This window comes from Pseudomonas sp. TKO26 (assembly GCF_003225665.1).
Classification (GTDB): domain Bacteria; phylum Pseudomonadota; class Gammaproteobacteria; order Pseudomonadales; family Pseudomonadaceae; genus Aquipseudomonas; species Aquipseudomonas saponiphila.
Window position 1 is genome coordinate 163,297 of sequence record NZ_QKLN01000012.1, and the last position, 19,164, is coordinate 182,460.

1 protein-coding gene is annotated in these 19,164 nt (G+C 65.2%); it reads left to right on the plus strand.

Annotation, left to right across the window (positions count from 1 at the left end):
* Window positions 1–319 precede the first annotated feature (319 nt).
* Window positions 320–19,164: non-ribosomal peptide synthetase (locus tag DNK59_RS18615; RefSeq protein ID WP_110725493.1), on the plus strand; the 18,845-nt coding region annotated here is incomplete at its 3' end.

The window sequence follows — 19,164 nt, forward strand, 5'->3', positions numbered from 1 at the left end:
ATTGTCCGGGTTTCGGGTGACATACAGCCAAAAACGCGAATGCTTAAATTTGCCAATGCGCTCATTAGGTCGTGCTGTGGGTGGCTGTTTGTGCCGCGCAAGGCGTTGCTGGCCAGCCCCCCTGATGATGTTTTGAGTTGTCATTTTCAACAGTATTTTTCGCCTCAACTTCCCTCGCTGCTGCGCTGTGACCCAGGTGGCACTGACAAAATTCTGAGAAGGCTTTTATGAACCGTTTTTCTGCAGTGGCCATGGGCGACCTTGTCGCGAAAAAACTCCTTTCCAACGTCGTTTTTGCCGCTGTTGCGCAGGAGATCGTATGAAGCCTCAAACCTTCCCGCTGACCGCCGCGCAAAAAGCCATCTGGCTCGACCAGATCAGCCAGGGCGATTCGCCGCTGTACAACATCGGCAACTATCTGGAAATCCAGGGGCCGATCGTCCCCGAAGTGATGCAGCGTGCCGTGCAGTTGATGGTGGACAAGCACGATGCCCTGCGCCTCACCCTGGTTGACGAGACGGATGCCGACGGCGTCCCGTTGCAGGCGTTCGTGCCGGCGATCAAGGTCGAGGTGCCATTTCTGGATTTCTCCACACAGGCCGATCCGGTCAGCACGGCCATGGCCTTCGTTGAAGAGCACATGGCGCGCTCATTCCCCATGACCGAGGCGCCGCTGTGCCGGTTTTTCCTGATCAAACTGGCCGACACCCATTACTGGTCGATCAACCAGGCCCACCACCTCATCCTCGATGGCTGGGCCTTCGGTGAGATGCTGCAATCGCTTGGCGCGCTGTACAGCGACCTGCTCGAAGCGCGGCAACCGGATATGCAAGCCACGTCTTACGTGGACTTCATCCACGACGACCTGCGCTACCGTGAGTCGGCGCGGTATGCCAAGGACCGCGACTACTGGCAGGCGAAATACCAGAGCCTGCCGGAGCCGTTGTTCACCGCGCGTCATCACAACCAATTCGCCAAGGGCAGGGCCCCGGGCCGGCATTACGCACGGCCGTTCCCGGTGGCTTTGCATGAGCGCATGGGGGAGCTGGCCAAAGACCTGCAGGCCTCGACCTACCATGTGCTGCTGGCTGCCATGTATGTCTATTTCACCCGCGTGACGCAGCGCGATGAATGGGTGGTGGGCCTGCCCTTGCTCAACCGCACGGGCAAGTTCAAAGGCACCGTTGGCATGTTTACCCAGGTCAGCGCGGTGCGCTTCAGCCTCGGTCGCGAGCTGACTTTTAGCGAAGTGATCTGTGCGGTGCGCGACGGGCTCAAGCAGGATTACCGGCACCAGCGTTTCCCCTTGAGTGGCTTGAACCTGCGCAACGAAGGCGGGCAACTGTTCGATGTGACCTTGTCCTACGAACAGGACGACCATCTGTACCAGTTCGCGCAAGGGCTGGGCGACTCGGTCAAGGTCACCAACAGCCACGAGCAGATGCCCCTGGCTTTTCACCTGCGTGCAAGCAACCTGAAAGACAAGGCATGGGCCCATTACGTCTACAACGAAGCGTATTTCAATGCCGAGGAAATCCAATGCCTGGCGGAGCGCTTCACCTACGTGCTGGAGCAAGCGCTGGACAATGCCGCGCTGGCGGTGAATGACTTCTCGCTGACCACCGAGCGCGATCGCGCGCTGTTGCAACACTGGAACGCCGGCTCCAGCACGCCGGCCAGCGATGCCACCCTGCATGGGTTGTTTGAAGCCCAGGCTGCCTCACGACCCGATGCCACCGCCGTGGTGTTCCACGAGCAGCGCTTGAGCTACGCCGAATTGAACCAGCGCGCGAACCGGGTGGCGCACCGTCTGCTAAGCCTGGGCGTGCGCCCGGATGACCGGGTGGCGATCTGCGTTGAGCGCGGCCTGGAAATGATCGTCGGGCTGCTGGGCATCCTCAAGGCCGGCGCCGGTTATGTGCCGATCGACCCGGCGTATCCCCAGGAGCGCATCAGCTACACCTTGCAGGACAGCGCGCCGGTAGCGGTGCTGGTGCAGGCGGCGACTCAGGCGCTGGTGGCCGAACTGGCGGTGCCGGTGATTGATCTGGACGCGCCGAGCCTGCACCAGGAATCGATACGGGACCCGCACGTTGCAGGCCTTGCCGCGACCAGCCTGGCCTATGTGATTTACACCTCGGGCTCCACCGGTCTGCCCAAAGGCGTGATGATCGAACACGCCAACGTCACGCGGCTCTTCACCGCCACCGATGCCTGGTTCGGTTTCAACCCCGAGGACGTGTGGGCCTTGTTCCACTCGTTCGCCTTCGATTTCTCCGTGTGGGAAATCTGGGGTGCGCTGATTCACGGCGGCCAACTGCTGGTGGTGCCGCAAGTCACCAGCCGCTCGCCGGACGAATGCTACGCGCTGCTGTGCAGCGCGGGCGTCACCATCCTCAACCAGACGCCGAGCGCCTTTCGCTCGTTGATCGCCGCTCAAGGCCAGAGTGCGTTGAAGCACTCTCTGCGCCAGGTCATTTTTGGTGGCGAAGCCCTGGAGCCGGCGATTCTCAAGCCCTGGTATGCGCGCATGGCCAACAGCGGCACGCAACTGGTGAACATGTACGGCATCACTGAAACCACCGTGCACGTGACCTATCGCGCATTGACAGCGGCGGATGCGCAATTGGTCGGTACCAGCCCGATCGGCGGGCGTATTCCGGACTTGCGCCTGTACGTCCTCGACGCCCAGGGCCGACCGGTGCCACACGGTGTCGAAGGTGAGCTGTACGTGGGCGGCGCGGGCGTGGCCCGTGGCTACCTGAACCGCCCTGAACTCAACGCCGAGCGCTTTCTGCACGATCCCTTCGACCCCACGCCCGGTGCGCGCATGTACCGCACCGGCGACCTGGGGCGGTGGCAGGCGGACGGCAGCATCGACTACTTGGGGCGTAACGACGACCAGGTCAAGATCCGCGGTTTCCGTATTGAACTGGGTGAAATCGAAGCCCGTCTCGCGGCCTGCGACGGCGTGCGTGAAGCGGTGGTGGTGGTACGTGAAGACGAGCCGGGAGATAAACGCCTGGTGGCCTATCTGATTGCCGCCGAGGGTGCCCAGCCTTCAGCCGCCGAGTTGCGCACGCAGTTGTTGGTGTCCCTGGCCGATTACATGGTGCCCAACGCTTTCGTAACGCTGGACAGCTTGCCGCTGACCACCAACGGCAAGCTGGATCGCAAGGCGTTGCCGGCGCCGGATGCCGAAGCCTATGTGCGGCGTGAATATCAGGCGCCACAGGGGGAGCTGGAAACCACCCTGGCGGGGCTTTGGAGCGAGTTGCTCGGCGTCGAGCAGGTTGGTCGTCATGACCAGTTCTTCGAGCTGGGCGGCCACTCGCTGCTGGCGGTGAAGTTGATCGAGCGCATGCGCCAGGTCGGCCTTAACGCTGATGTGGGCGTGCTGTTCGGTCAGCCGACCCTGGTCGCACTGGCGGCCGCCGCCGGCAACCGGCACCAGGTGCAGGTGCCCGCCAATGCCATTGCGAGCGATTGCCAACGCATCACCCCGGACATGCTGCCGCTGGTCCGACTGCCCCAGGCTCAAATCGACAGCCTGGTCGCCAGCATCCCCGGCGGTGTGGCCAATGTGCAGGATATCTACGCCCTGGTGCCGTTGCAGGAAGGCATTCTGTTCCACCACCAGACCAGCACCGAGGGCGACCCCTATTTGCTGCAAGCGTTGCTGCGCATGGAGAGCCGCGAACGCCTGGTGGATTTCGTCGAAGCCCTGCAACAGGTGATCGCCCGTCACGACATACTGCGCACGTCGGTCGCCTGGCAGGGCCTGGACGAGCCGGTGCAAGTGGTCTGGCGTGAAGCCCGCCTGCCGGTGCAGGAGGTGCAGTTGGCGCCTTCGGCCGAAGATCTGGCCACACAGCTCATGCAACGCTTCAACCCGCGTCACACCCGCATGGACCTGACCCGCGCGCCAATGATGGCGTTGCATTTCGCCCAGGAACCGGGCGCTGAGGGCTGTGTGGCGGTGCTGCAGTTCCACCACCTGATCGACGATGCCACCTCGCTGGCGCTGCTCGGCGCGGAAATCGAAGCCTGCCTGCAGGGGCGTGCCGACCAGTTGGCGCCTTCGGTGCCTTACCGTAATTATGTGGCGCAGACCCGGCTGGGCATCAGCCAGGCCGCCCATGAAGCGTTTTTCCGCGAGATGCTCGGCGATGTCGATGAACCGAGCCTGCCGTTCGGGCTTCAGGACGTCCAGGGCGATGGCCAGGGTATCCAGCAGGCCAACTTGCCGGTGGCCGCGCAACTGGGCCAGCGCTTGCGCGCCCAGGCACGGCGCCTGGGGGTCAGCAACGCCAGCCTGCATCATTTGGCCTGGGGCCAGGTGGTGGGGCACTTGTCCGGGCGCCGCGACGTGGTGTTCGGCACGGTACTGATGGGCCGCTTGAGCAGTGGCGAAGACGCCGACCGTGCCTTCGGCATGTTCATCAACACCTTGCCGTTGCGCGTCGAGGCGGGCGCTCAGGGCGTGGAAGATGCGCTGAAAACCACCCACGCGCGGTTGGCCGCCTTGCTCGGCCACGAACACGCGCCCTTGTCCCTGGCCCAGCGTTGCAGCGGTGTGGCCGCGCCTACACCGCTGTTCAGCGCCTTGCTCAACTACCGGCACGGGGCAGTCGGCGCGCAGTCGGCCGAAGACGCGGGCAAAGCCCTGAAGTGGGCGGGCGTGGAAATGCTCGGCGGTGAAGAACGCACCAACTTCCCGCTGATGCTGTCGGTGGACGACCTCGGCGACTCCTTTGGACTGAGCGTGCAGGCGGTGGCGGGTGTCGACCCGCAACGCGTGTGCGGTTACATGCACCGCGTGCTGGAAGCCATTGCCGACGCGCTTGAACACCAGCCGGAGCAAACCCTGCAAAGCCTGGCGTTGTTGCCCGATGCCGAACGGCAGCACCTGCTGGGCGACTTCAACGCCTTCGATGCCCAGTACCCGGCCACGGCCACTGTGCATGCATTGTTCGAGGCCCAGGTGCTGCGCCAGCCTGACGCCACTGCGGTGACCTACGAAGGGCAAGCCTTGAGCTACGGCCAATTGAATACCCTGGCCAACCGCATTGCCCATCGCCTGGTGGCTGATGGCATCGGCGTGAATGATCGTGTGGCGATCTGCGCCGAACGCAGCCTGGAAATGGTCGCCGGGTTGCTGGCGATTCTCAAGGCGGGCGCGGGCTACGTGCCGCTGGATCCGGCCTATCCGGACGAACGCCTGGCCTACATGCTCCACGACAGCGCGCCCAAGGCGCTCCTGACCCAGCAATCGTTGGTGCAGCGTTTCGGCGCGGCGGGTGTACCGACCTTGTGTCTGGACCACCCGGCCGGCATCGCCGCACAACCTGCGCACAACCCGCAGGTGCAAGGCCTGCAGGCTGAGGCCCTGGCGTATGTGATCTACACCTCCGGCTCCACCGGTCAGCCCAAGGGCGTGGCCATGCCCCATGGGCCGCTGGTCAACCTCATGCAGTGGCAGATCGCGCAGACCGTGGCCGATGGTCGCGAGGCTCAGCGCACGTTGCAGTTTGCGGCACTGGGTTTTGACGTGGCGTTCCAGGAAGTCTTCAGCACCCTGTGTGCCGGGGGTGAACTGTCGCTGATCCATGGTGATGTACGGCTTAACTTCCGCCAGTTGTTCCGTCATATCTGCGAACAGCGCATCCAGCGCTTGTACCTGCCGTGCATCGCCTTGCAGGCGCTGGCAGAAGCGCTGGCCGACGAGCCGGAACTGGGCGCTATGGCGTGCGCACTGAGCGATGTCATCACCGCGGGTGAGCAGCTGCGCATCAGCGCGCAGATGCGTGCGTTGTTCCAGCGCCTGCCGGGTTGCCGTCTGCACAACCACTATGGCCCGACCGAATCCCACGTGACCACGGCCCTGACGCTGGACGGCGATGCCGCCTCATGGCCAGTGCTGCCGTCCATTGGTGTGCCGGTGGCCAACACCCGCATTTACCTGTTGGATGAACAGCTGCAGCCTGTACCCCTGGGCGTGGCCGGCGAAATCTACATCGGCGGCGCCTGCGTGGCGCGCGGCTATTTGCACCGTGATGACCTCACGGCCGAGCGCTTCCTGGCCGACCCGTTCGAGGCGGGCGGCCGCCTGTACAAAACCGGTGACCTGGGGCGCTACCAGCCCAAGGGCGAGATTGATTACCTGGGCCGCAACGATGGCCAGATCAAGATCCGCGGCTTCCGTGTGGAGCTGGGCGAAATTGAAGCGCGTCTGACCCAGTACGCCGGCATTCGCGATGCCGCGGTGCTGGTGCGTGAGGACAGCCCGGGCGACAAGCGCCTGGTTGCCTACTTTACCGCCGAGGCCGAACGCGCATTGCCGGGCATTGATGAGCTGCGTGCGCACCTGCAGGCACTGCTGCCCGACTATATGATCCCGGCCGCCTACGTGCAGATGGAGCGCTTGCCGCTGTCGCCCAACGGCAAGCTGGATCGTCGCGCGTTGCCGACGCCGCAGGTCGAGGCGTTTGCCAGCCGTGAATACGCGCCCCCTCAGGGCGCCACTGAAACGGTCCTGGCCGATCTCTGGGCCCAGGTGCTGGGCGTCGCCCGTGTGGGCCGCCATGACAACTTCTTCGAGCTCGGTGGTCACTCATTGCTGGCGGTCAAGCTGATCGAGCGCATGCGCCAGTTGGGCATGAGCGCCGACGTGCGCGTGCTGTTCGGCCAGCCGACCCTGGCAGCACTGGCGGCGGCGGTGGGCGGCGGCAGTGAAGTCCAGGTGCCGGCCAACCGCATTCCGGCGGACTGTACCCAGCTGCGCGCCGACATGCTGACGCTGATCGATCTGAGCCAGGACGAGCTCGACCGAATTGTCGCGCAGGTGCCCGGTGGCGCGCGCAATGTGCAAGACATCTACCCGCTGGCGCCCTTGCAGCAGGGCATTCTCTACCACCACATCACCGCCGAGCAGGGCGACCCGTACCTGCTGCAAGCCACATTCACCCTGGCCAGTCGCGAGCAACTCGACACCTTTGCCCAGGCCCTGCAAGCGGTTGTCGCCCGTCACGACATCACCCGCACTGCCTTGTTGTGGGAGGGTCTGGAACGCCCTGTGCAAGTGGTGCTGCGCCAGGCCGAACTGACGGTCGAGGAACTGCATTTCGATACCGCCCAAGGCAGCGTGCTGGAGCAGTTGCGCGGGCATTTCGACCCGCGCCTGACGCGTCTTGACCTGAGCCGCGCACCGCTGATGCATCTGGCCTTCGCCCATGATCAAGCCAATCAGCGCTGGCTGGCGCTGTTGCTGTTCCATCACATTGCCATGGACCACACGGCCCTGGATGTCATCAGCGAAGAAGTTCAGGCTTGGCGCAACGGTGAGTTTGCGCAGCTGGGCGCAGCCATGCCGTACCGCAACTATGTGGCCCAGGCCCTGCTGGGCGTCAGCCAGGCGCAGCATGAAGGGTTCTTCCGCGAGATGCTGGGCGATGTTGACGAGCCAACGTTGCCGTTCGGTTTGCAAGAAGTGCAGGGCGATGGCCTGGGCGTCAAGGAAGCACGCCTGAACCTGGACCCGGACCTGTGCCGCCGCCTGCGGGCCCAGGCCCGCCACCTCGGCGTCAGCGCCGCCAGCCTGCACCACCTGGCCTGGGCCCGCGTGCTGGCCAGCGTCAGCGGACGGGACGACGTGGTATTCGGCACGGTGCTGCTGGGCCGCATGCAGAGCGGCGATGGCGCCGACCGCGCCCTGGGCCTGTTCATCAATACCTTGCCACTGCGCGTGGATGCCGGCGTAGCCGGTGTGCGTGAGGCGGTGCGCGCCACCCATGGGCGGCTGAGTGCCTTGCTCGGTCACGAGCATGCGCCGCTGGTGGTGGCGCAACGTTGCAGCGGCGTACCGGCGACGTCGCCGTTGTTCAGTTCGATCCTCAATTATCGCCATAGCCCGTTGCTGGAAAGCCAAGGACCGCAGTACTGGGCCGGCACCGAAGTGTTCGAAGTGCGGGAACGCACCAACTACCCGTGCATGCTCTCGGTGGATGACCAGGGCGAAGGCTTCCAGCTGGGCGTACAGGCCACGGGCGTGGACGCTGCCCGTGTGGCGGCTTACATGCAGACCGCCTTGCACAGCCTGGTCGAAGCACTGGAACACGCACCGAACACCGCCGTGCAGCAACTGCCGGTATTGCCGGCTGCCGAGCGCGAAACCCTGCTGGTGGAGTTCAACGCCACCGCCCGTGATTACCCGCTGCAACAGACCCTGCACGGCCTGTTCGAAGCTCAGGTTGAACGTACCCCCGACGCGGTTGCCGTGTGGGCCGACGGCCAGCGCCTGAGCTACCGCGAGTTGAACGCCCAGGCCAACCGCCTGGCCCATCACCTGCAGGCGCACGGCGTGCAGCCGGATTCACCGGTGGCGATCTGTGTCGAACGCAGCGCCGAGATGGTGGTCGGCCTGTTGGCGATCCTCAAGGCCGGCGGCGCCTATGTGCCGCTGGACCCGGCCTATCCGCAGGAGCGCCTGGCTTACATGCTCGAAGACAGCGCCCCGGCTGTGCTGCTGGTGCAAACCGCCACCCGTGGCTTGCTGGGTGACATCGCGGTGCCGGTGGTGGATCTCGATCACGCCGGCTGGCAGCAGCTGCCGTCAAGCAACCCGGCGGTTGCTGGGTTGACCCCGGAGCACTCGGCTTATGTGATCTACCCCTCCGGTTCCACCGGCCAGCCCAAGGGCGTGATCAACGAACACCGCGCGGTGGTCAACCGCCTGCTGTGGATGCAGGAGGAATACGGCCTAGGTACCGACGATAGCGTGCTGCAGAAAACCCCGTTCAGTTTCGACGTGTCGGTGTGGGAGTTCTTCTGGCCGCTGTTCACCGGCGCGCGCCTGGTCATGGCGCGCCCTGGCGGGCACAAAGACCCGCAATACCTGTGCGACATCATCGAGGCCGAGCAGATCACCACCTTGCACTTTGTGCCGTCGATGCTTGACGTGTTCCTGGCCCATGGCGATGTCAGCCAGGCGGCCGGGCTGGTGCGGGTGATGTGCAGCGGCGAGGCGCTGCCGGGCAGCGTGGTACGCCGCTTCAAGCAGCAACTGCCGGGCAGCCAGCTGTTCAACCTGTATGGCCCGACCGAAGCGGCGGTGGACGTCACGGCCTGGGACTGCAGCGGTGCGCTGACCCCGGACAACACGCCGATCGGCAAGGCCATCGCCAACACCCGCATGTACGTGCTCGACGCGCACTTGCAGCCGGTGCCGCTGGGTGTCAGCGGCGAGCTGTACATCGGTGGCGTGCAGGTCGCCCGTGGCTACCTGAACCGTCCGGAGCTGACCGCCGAGCGCTTCCTCAAAGACCCGTTCAGCGAGGGCCGGCTGTACCGCACCGGTGACGTCGGGCGTTTCCTGGCGGACGGCAACATCGAATACCTGGGGCGCAACGACGATCAGGTCAAGATCCGTGGCTTGCGGATCGAGCTGGGGGAAATCCAGGCGCGCCTGGGCGAGTTCCCGCAGATTCTGGAAGCCACGGTGCTGGCCCGCGAGGACGTGCCGGGCGACAAACGCCTGGTGGCGTACTACACCGGCGTGCCGGCGGCCACCGACGAGCTGCGCGCCCATCTGCTGGAGCAACTGCCGGAGTTCATGGTGCCGCAGGTGTTTGTGCACCTGGAGGCGTTCCCGCTGAGCCCCAACGGCAAGCTCGACCGCAAGGCGCTGCCGGCTCCGGACATGGCCGCGCTGCGCAGCCGTGAATACGAAGCGCCGCAGGGTGACACGGAAATCGCCCTGGCCCGGCTCTGGGCCGAGCTGCTGAACGTGGAGCGGGTAGGGCGCCACGATAACTTCTTTGAACTGGGCGGCCACTCACTGCTGGCCGTCAGCCTGATCGGGCGCATGCGCCAGAAGGACCTGAATACCGATGTGCGGGCTTTGTTCGGCCAGCCGACGCTGGCTGCGCTCGCAGCCTCCTTGGGCACTGCGCGAAGCAACGTGGTGGTGCCGGCGAACCGCATCGGCGTCGATTGCCAACGCATTACCCCCGACCTGGTGCCGCTGGTGGCGCTCGACCAACCGACCCTTGATCGCATCGTCGAGCAGGTGCCGGGTGGCGTGGCCAATGTGCAAGATATTTACCCGCTGGCCCCATTGCAGGCGGGCATCCTGTTCCATCACTTGCAGTCTGCCGAGGGTGATCCTTACGTGCTGCAGGCGATGATTGGCCTGAGCAGCCGCGAACGCCTGGAGGCCTTCAGCCAGGGCTTGCAACGGGTGATCGAGCGCCACGATGCCCTGCGCACCGCAGTGCTTTGGGACGGTTTCGCCGAGCCGCTGCAAGTGGTGCTGCGCGAAGCCCGATTGGTGGTGGAAACCTTGACGCTGGACCCGGCGCAGGGTGCCATCGAGGACCAGTTGCGGGCGCGTTTCGACACCCGTCATCACCGCCTGAACCTCAGTGAGGCGCCGCTGATCCGCATCGCTTGCGCTGCCGACCCGCAGAACGAGCGCTGGCTGGCGGTGCTGATGTTCCACCACATGATCATGGACCACACGGCACTGGAACTGCTGCGCCAGGAAGTGCAAGGCTACCTGCAAGGGCAGGCCACGCCGCTGCCTGCTGCACAGCCTTATCGCAACTACGTGGCCCAGGCCCGCCTGGGCGTCAGCGAGGCGGAGCATGAGGCATTCTTCCGCGACCTGCTGGGCGATATCAGCGAGCCGACGCTGCCGTTCGGCGTTCGCGACGTGCAGGGTAATGGCAGCCAACTGCGCGAGTCGGCCTTGGCGCTTGATGCCGAGCTGAGCCAGCGTCTGCGCCGCCAAGCCCGGCAACTGGGGGTGAGTGCGGCCAGCCTGTTCCACCTGGCGTGGGCACGGGTACTGGGCGCGGTGTGCAGCAGCGACAACGCCGTGTTCGGCACGGTACTGCTCGGTCGTCTGCAGGGGGGCGAGGGGGCTGAACAGGCGCTGGGCCTGTTTATCAATACCTTGCCGCTGCGCGTCGACGTCGGCTCCGAGGGCGTGCGCGCTGCGGCGCAGGCGACCCATGGCCGCCTCACCGCGCTGTTGAGTCATGAACATGCGCCACTGGCACTGGCCCAGCGTTGCAGCGGGGTGGCGGCGCCACAGCCGCTGTTCAGCGCACTGCTCAACTACCGACACAGTGCCATTGCCGCGGTGCAACAGGATGAGCGGGCGTGGCAGGGCATCGAGTTCTTCGCCGCCCAGGAGCGCACCAACTACCCGCTGACCCTCAGCGTGGACGACCTGGGTGATGACTTCCGCCTGGTCGCCCTGGCCGTGGACGAGATCGGTGCCGAGCGTATTTGCGACTTTATGCACACTGCCCTGGCGAACCTGGTGACAGCGCTGGAACACACGCCTCAGGTGGCGGTGAATCAGCTGTCGATCCTCTCGGTCCGCGAGCGCCAGCGGGTGCTGCTGGAGCTGAACGCCAGCGCCAGGGCATACCCGCTTGGCCAGACCATTCACGGGCTGTTTGAAGCCCGCGCCGTGCAACAGCCCGAGGCCATTGCCGTGCGCCAGGGCGATGAGCAACTGACGTACCGTCAGCTCGACCGACGTGCCAACCAGTTGGCGCACGGCCTGCTCGAACACGGCGTGAGCCCGGACGATCGGGTCGCAATCTGCGCCCGTCGCAGCCTGGAAACCCTGGTGGGTCTGCTGGCGATCCTCAAGGCCGGCGCGGCTTATGTGCCTATCGACCCGGCCCACCCGCAGGAACGCATCAGTTACCTGTTGCAGGACAGTGCCCCGAAAGTGGTTCTGGCCCAGTCGGGCACTCGCGACTTGTTGGGCGACAGCGACCGGCCGGTGATCGCGCTGGACGGCGAGCAATGGCACCAGCAACCGACCGGCAAGCCGAGCGTGGCCGGTTTGACCCCGACGAACCTGGCTTATGTGATCTACACCTCCGGCTCCACCGGTTTGCCCAAGGGCGTGATGGTTGAACATCGCACCCTGGAAAACCTGGTGAACTGGCACTGCGACGCGTTCGACCTGCACGCCGGCAGCCATACCTCCAGCGTCGCCGGTTTCGGCTTTGATGCGATGGCCTGGGAAATCTGGCCGGCCCTGTGCGTGGGCGCCACCCTGCACCTGCCACCGGCACAGCAGGCCCACGAGGACATTGATGCATTGCTCTCATGGTGGGCCGCGCAGCCGCTGGACGTCAGTTTCCTGCCGACGCCGGTGGCTGAATACGCGTTCAGCCAGCACCTTGAACACCCGACCCTGAAAACCCTGCTGATCGGTGGTGACCGTCTGCGTCACTTCAGCACGCCGCAGGGTTTTACCCTGGTCAACAACTATGGCCCGACCGAAGCCACGGTCGTGGCGACTTCCGGGCGGATAGACGCGGGTCGGACACTGCATATCGGCCGGCCGATCGCCAACACTCAGGTGTACGTGCTCGACGCACAACTCCAGCCGGTGCCGCTGGGCGTCGCCGGTGAACTCTATGTGGGCGGTGCCGGGGTGGCACGGGGTTACCTCAACCGACCCCAGATGACCGCCGAGCGTTTTATCCAGGACCCCTTCAGCGCCGATCCGCAGGCGCGCCTGTATCGCACCGGTGACCTGGCCCGCTGGCTGGAAGACGGCACGCTCGACTACCTGGGGCGCAACGATGACCAGGTGAAGATTCGCGGTGTGCGCATCGAGCTGGGCGAGATCGAAACCTGCCTGGGCGAGCACCCGGATGTGCGCGAAGGCGTGGTTCTGGCCCGGGATGGCCGCCTTGTGGCGTACTTCACCGAGTACCGGGCGCTCGACCGCGACAGCCTGCGCGACTGGCTGCAAGCCCGGTTGCCGGACGCCATGGTCCCGGCCGCCTATGTGCGGCTCGACCACCTGCCGTTGACGGCCAACGGCAAGCTCGACCGCAAGGCCTTGCCCGAGCCGGATCAATCGGCCGTGCCAAGCCAGGCGTATCAGGCACCCGAAGGCGAGGTGGAAGTCGCCCTGGCTGCGCTGTGGGCCGAGGTGCTCAAGGTCGAGCGTATCGGTCGCCATGACAACTTCTTTGAGCTGGGCGGGCACTCCCTGCTGGCCGTCAACCTGATCGGGCGCATGCGCCAGGCCGGGTTGCAAGCTGATGTGCGCAGCCTGTTCAGCCAACCGACGCTGGCGGGCCTGGCGAAGGTGCTGGGCAGCGCCAATGAAGTACAGGTCCCGGCCAACCTGATCGGTGCTGACTGCACCCGGATCACCCCCGCTCATTTGCCGTTGGCGAACCTGGATCAGGCGAGCATCAACCGTATTGTCGCCAGCGTGCCGGGGGGCACGGCGAACGTGCAGGATATCTATGCGCTGGCGCCGTTGCAGGAAGGCATCCTTTATCACCACCTGAGTGCCGGGCAAGGCGCCCCCTACCTGTTGCAGGCGCGTTTCAGCTTTGCCGACAAAGGCCGTCTGGACGCCTTCGCCCAAGCGTTGCAGGCGGTGGTGGACCGTCACGATATCCTGCGTACCAGCATCGTCTGGGAAGGTCTGGACACGCCGATGCAAGTGGTGTGGCGCAGCGCCAGACTGGCGGTGCGGAACATTGCCCTGGATGTGGCCGACGGCGATGTGCTGAGCCAGTTGCACGAGCGCTTTGATGCCCGGCGCATGCGTCTGGATGTCAGCCAGGCGCCCCTGATGCAACTGGTTTATGCCGAAGACCCGGCGAACCAGCGGATCGCGGCGATCTTGCTGTTCCATCACCTGGCCCTGGACCACACGGCCATGGACGTGGTGCGCCACGAGGTGCAGGCGAGCCTCTCGGGCAGCCGGCAAGCCCTCGGCGAGCCGGTGCCCTATCGCAACTATGTAGCTCAGGCACGACTGGGCGTCAGTGAGCAGGCCCATGAAGAGTTCTTCCGCGCACAACTTGCCGATATCGACGCACCGACCTTGCCGTTCGGCCTGCAAGACGTACAGAGCGACGCCGACGGCATCGAAGAACGCTCGCTGGCGGTAGACGCCGCATTGGCCCTGCGCCTGCGGGCGCAGTCACGGCAATTGGGGGTCAGTGCCGCGAGCCTGTTCCATCTGGCGTGGGCGCAAGTGTTGGCGGCCGCCTCGGGCCAGGACTCGGTGGTCTTCGGCACCGTGCTGATGGGCCGCATGCAAGGTGGCGCAGGCAGCGAACGTGCCCTGGGCATGTTCATCAACACCTTGCCGCTGCGTATCGACCTTGCCGGGCAAGGTGCGCGCGCCAGTGTGCGAGCCACTCACTCACGCTTGACCGCGTTGCTCGGGCATGAACACGCCTCACTGGCGCTGGCCCAGCGTTGCAGCGGGGTAGCGGCGCCCGCGCCGTTGTTCAGTGCGCTGCTCAACTACCGGCACAGCCAGCCCGCCGGCAGCGAAAGCCTGGAAGGCTGGCACGGTATCGAAGTGCTCGGCGGCGAGGAGCGCACCAACTATCCGCTGGCATTGAACGTTGATGAGTTGGGCGATGCTTTCAGCCTCAACGTGCTGACGCAGACGTCTGTGGGCGCGCAGCGTGTTTGCCGGTTCATGCACAACGCGCTGGAGCAACTGGTGCTGACGCTGGAGCAGGCCCCGGATGCGCCGCTCGACGGTTTGAGCATCCTGCCGACGGCAGAGCGTGATCAGGTGTTGCTGGCATTCAATGCCACCGCGACGGATTTCCCATCGACGCAGACCGTGCATGGCGTGTTTGAAGCGCAAGTGGTTGCGCGTGCGCACGCCGTGGCGGCGGAGCAGTGCGCGGTTTCACTGAGCTATGCACAACTGAACGTGCGGGCCAATAAACTGGCCCACCACTTGCTGAGCCTCGGCGTTGCGCCAGGTGAGCGGGTGGCAATTCTGCTGGAACGCTCCCTGGATTTGCTGGTGGCACAGTTGGCGATCAGCAAATGCGCAGCGGTGTATGTGCCGCTGGATGTGAACGCGCCGGCAGATCGGCAAGCCTTCATGATCGAAGACAGCGGCGCGCGTTGGGTGTTGACCACCAGTGCGACCGAGGTGGCTGGCCATCGTCTTGACCTGGATACCCTTGATCTTGGCAATCAGCCGGAACACAACCCGGCCCTGGAACAGTCATCGGAAACCGCGGCCTACATCATGTACACCTCCGGTTCCACCGGCACGCCGAAGGGCGTGCTGGTGCCGCACCGGGCTATCACGCGGCTGGTGATCAACAACGGTTATGCCGAGTTCAATCCGCAGGACCGCGTGGCCTTCGCTTCCAACCCGGCATTTGATGCCAGCACCCTCGACGTATGGGCGCCGTTGCTTAACGGCGGCGCGGTAGTGGTGGTTGATCAGGACACGCTGTTGTCCCGCGAAGCTTTCGCTGCCTTGCTGCAAGAGCAGTCAATCAGTGTGTTGTGGATGACTGCCGGGCTGTTCCATCAATACGCCGAAGGTTTGTTGCCGGTATTCCCGCAACTGCGTTATCTGATTGTCGGCGGTGATGTGCTGGACCCAAGCGTGATTGCGCGCGTGCTCAAGGACGGCGCACCGCAGCACCTGCTGAACGGCTATGGCCCGACCGAAGCCACCACGTTCTCGACCACCTACGAAATTCAGCGGGCGGACGAGGGCAGCATCCCGATCGGCAAGCCGGTCGGCAACAGCCGTGCCTACGTGCTCGATGCCCGTCAGCAACCGGTGCCGGTGGGTGTTGCCGGTGAGCTGTACATCGGCGGGCAGGGCGTGGCGCTGGGTTACTTGAACCGTGCCGACCTTACGGCCCATGCCTTCTTGGTTGACCCGTTCAACGACGGCGGCCTGATGTACCGCACCGGCGATCTGGTGGCTTGGCGCGCCGACGGCACCTTGCAGTACCTGGGGCGTAACGACCAGCAGGTGAAGATCCGCGGTTTCCGTATCGAACTGGGCGAGATCGAAGCGCGCCTGGGCGAGCACCCGCAGGTCAAGGACGTGGTGGTGTTGGCCCGTCAGGATGAACCGGGGCACAAGCGTCTGGTGGCTTATTTCACTGAGCGCAGCCGAGTGGAAATCGAAGTGCTGCGCGACTATCTGCATGATCAGTTGCCGGACTACATGGTTCCGGCCGCCTATGTGCGTCTGGACAGCCTGCCGCTGACCAACAACGGCAAAGTCGACCGCAAGGCCTTGCCGGCGCCGGATCAGGACGCGCTGCTCAGCCGTGGCTACGAAGCGCCGCAAGGCGAGATCGAAACCCTGCTGGCACAGATCTGGGCCGAGGTGCTCAAGGTCGAGCAAGTGGGGCGCCACGACAATTTCTTCGAACTGGGTGGCCACTCGTTGCTGGCGGTGAGCCTGATCGAACGCATGCGCCAGGCCAACCTGAGCGCCGATGTGCGGGTGTTGTTCAGCCAGCCGACACTCACCGCCCTGGCGGCTGCGGTCGGCAGCGGACGCGAGGTGGCCGTGCCGGCCAACCTGATTACCCCGGACTGCACCCGCATCACCCCGCAGTTGTTGCCGTTGATCAACCTTGATCAGCCGAGCATCGACCGCATCGTCGCCCGCGTGCCGGGCGGGGTGGCCAACGTGCAGGATATCTACGCGCTGGCGCCCTTGCAGGAGGGCATTCTCTACCACCACATCACCGCCGAGCAGGGCGACCCGTACCTGCTGCAATCGCAAATGGCATTTGACAGCGTCGAACGTCTGCAGCGTTTTGCCCAGGCTTTGCAGGGCGTGATCGACCGGCACGACATTCTGCGCACCGCGATTGCCTGGGAAGACCTCGGCACCCCGGCGCAAGTGGTGTGGCGCAAGGCCCGCTTGCCGCTGCAAGAGGTGATCCTCGACCCGGCCGAGGGCGATGTGCTGAGCCAACTGCACGCGCGCTTTGATGCCCGTCATTACCGCGTCGATGTCAGCCAGGCGCCGTTGCTGCGCCTGGCCTATGCCCAGGACGAGGGCAACGGGCGCACGGTGGCGGTGCTGTTGTTCCATCACATGGCGCTGGATCACACGGCGCTGGACGTGGTCAGCCGCGAAATTGCTGCCAGCCTGGCCGGATCGACCGCCGCACCGGCACCTGCCATGCCGTACCGCAACTATGTGGCCCAGGTGCGCCTGGGCACGGACGAGCAGGAGCACGAGGCGTTCTTCCGCGAGATGCTCGGCGACATCGACGAGCCGACCCTGCCGTTCGGCCTGCAGGACGTGCAAGGCGACGGTCATGCCGTCAGGGAAGCCGGGCAAGACGTGCCCGCTGACCTGAACCTGCGCCTGCGCGCCGCCGCACGGACGCTGGGAGTCAGCGTCGCCAGCCTGTTCCACCTGGCTTATGCACGGGTCTTGAGCGCTGCATCGGGCAAACCGGACGTTGTGTTCGGCACCGTGCTGATGGGGCGCATGCAAGGTGGCGACGGCGCCGACCGGGCGTTGGGCATGTTCATCAACACCTTGCCGCTGCGGGTGAGCCTCGATCACCAGGACGTGCGTGCCGGGGTGCGCTCCACTCACGCCCGCTTGTCGGCGCTGCTGGGGCACGAGCACGCCTCGCTGGCACTGGCACAGCGTTGCAGCGGCGTGGTTGCGCCTTCACCGTTGTTCAGTGCGATGCTCAACTACCGTCACAGCGCCAGCGATGGCGTCATGCACGAAACCCGTGACGCCTGGGTGGGGATCGAAACCCTGGCCGGCGAAGAGCGCACCAACTATCCGTTGGCGGTCAACGTGGATGACCGCGGCGATGGTTTCCACCTCAGCGCCCAGGTCATTGGTGTCGATGCCGAGCGGGTCGTGGGTTACCTGCAGACCGCCCTGCACAGCCTGGTCGAAGCACTGGAACACGCACCCAATACCGCCGTGCAGCAGTTGCCGGTATTGCCGGCTGCCGAGCGCGAAACCCTGCTGGTGGAGTTCAACGCCACCGCCCGCGATTACCCGCTGCAACAGACCCTGCACGGCCTGTTCGAAGCCCAGGTTGAACGCACCCCCGACGCGGTTGCCGTGTGGGCCGACGGCCAGCGCCTGAGCTACCGCGAGTTGAACGCCCAGGCCAACCGCCTGGCCCACCACCTGCGGGCGCAGGGCGTGCAGCCGGATTCGCCGGTGGCGATCTGTGTCGAGCGCAGCGCCGAGATGGTGGTCGGCCTGTTGGCGATCCTCAAGGCGGGCGGCGCCTATGTGCCGCTGGACCCGGCCTATCCGCAGGATCGCCTGGCCTACATGCTTGAAGACAGCGCCCCGGCTGTGCTGCTGGTGCAAACCGCCACCCGTGGCTTGCTGGGTGACATCGCGGTACCGGTGGTGGATCTCGATCACGCCAACTGGCAGCAGCTGCCGTCAAGCAACCCGGCGGTTGCTGGGTTGACCCCGGAGCACTCGGCTTATGTGATCTACACCTCCGGTTCCACCGGCCAGCCCAAGGGCGTGATCAACGAACACCGCGCGGTGGTCAACCGCCTGCTGTGGATGCAGGAGGAGTACGGTCTCGGTGCCGACGATAGCGTGCTGCAGAAAACCCCGTTCAGTTTCGACGTGTCGGTGTGGGAGTTCTTCTGGCCGCTGTTCACCGGCGCACGCCTGGTCATGGCGCGCCCTGGCGGGCACAAAGACCCGCAATACCTGTGCGACATCATCGAGGCCGAGCAGATCACCACCTTGCACTTTGTGCCGTCGATGCTTGACGTGTTCCTGGCCCATGGCGATGTCAGCCAGGCGGCCGGGCTGGTGCGGGTGATGTGCAGTGGCGAGGCGCTGCCGGGCAGCGTGGTACGCCGCTTCAAGCAGCAACTGCCGGGCAGCCAGCTGTTCAACCTGTATGGCCCGACCGAAGCGGCGGTGGACGTCACGGCCTGGGACTGCAGCGGAGCGCTGACCCCGGACAACACGCCGATCGGCAAGGCCATCGCCAACACCCGCATGTACGTGCTCGACGCGCACTTGCAGCCGGTGCCGCTGGGTGTCAGCGGCGAGCTGTTCATCGGTGGCGTGCAGGTCGCCCGTGGCTACCTGAACCGTCCGGAGCTGACCGCCGAACGCTTCCTCAAGGACCCTTTCAGCGAGGGCCGGCTGTACCGCACCGGTGACGTCGGGCGTTTCCTGGCGGACGGCAACATCGAATACCTGGGGCGCAACGACGATCAGGTCAAGATCCGTGGCTTGCGGATCGAGCTGGGGGAAATCCAGGCGCGCCTGGGCGAGTTCCCGCAGATTCTGGAAGCCACGGTGCTGGCCCGCGAGGACGTGCCGGGCGACAAACGCCTGGTGGCGTA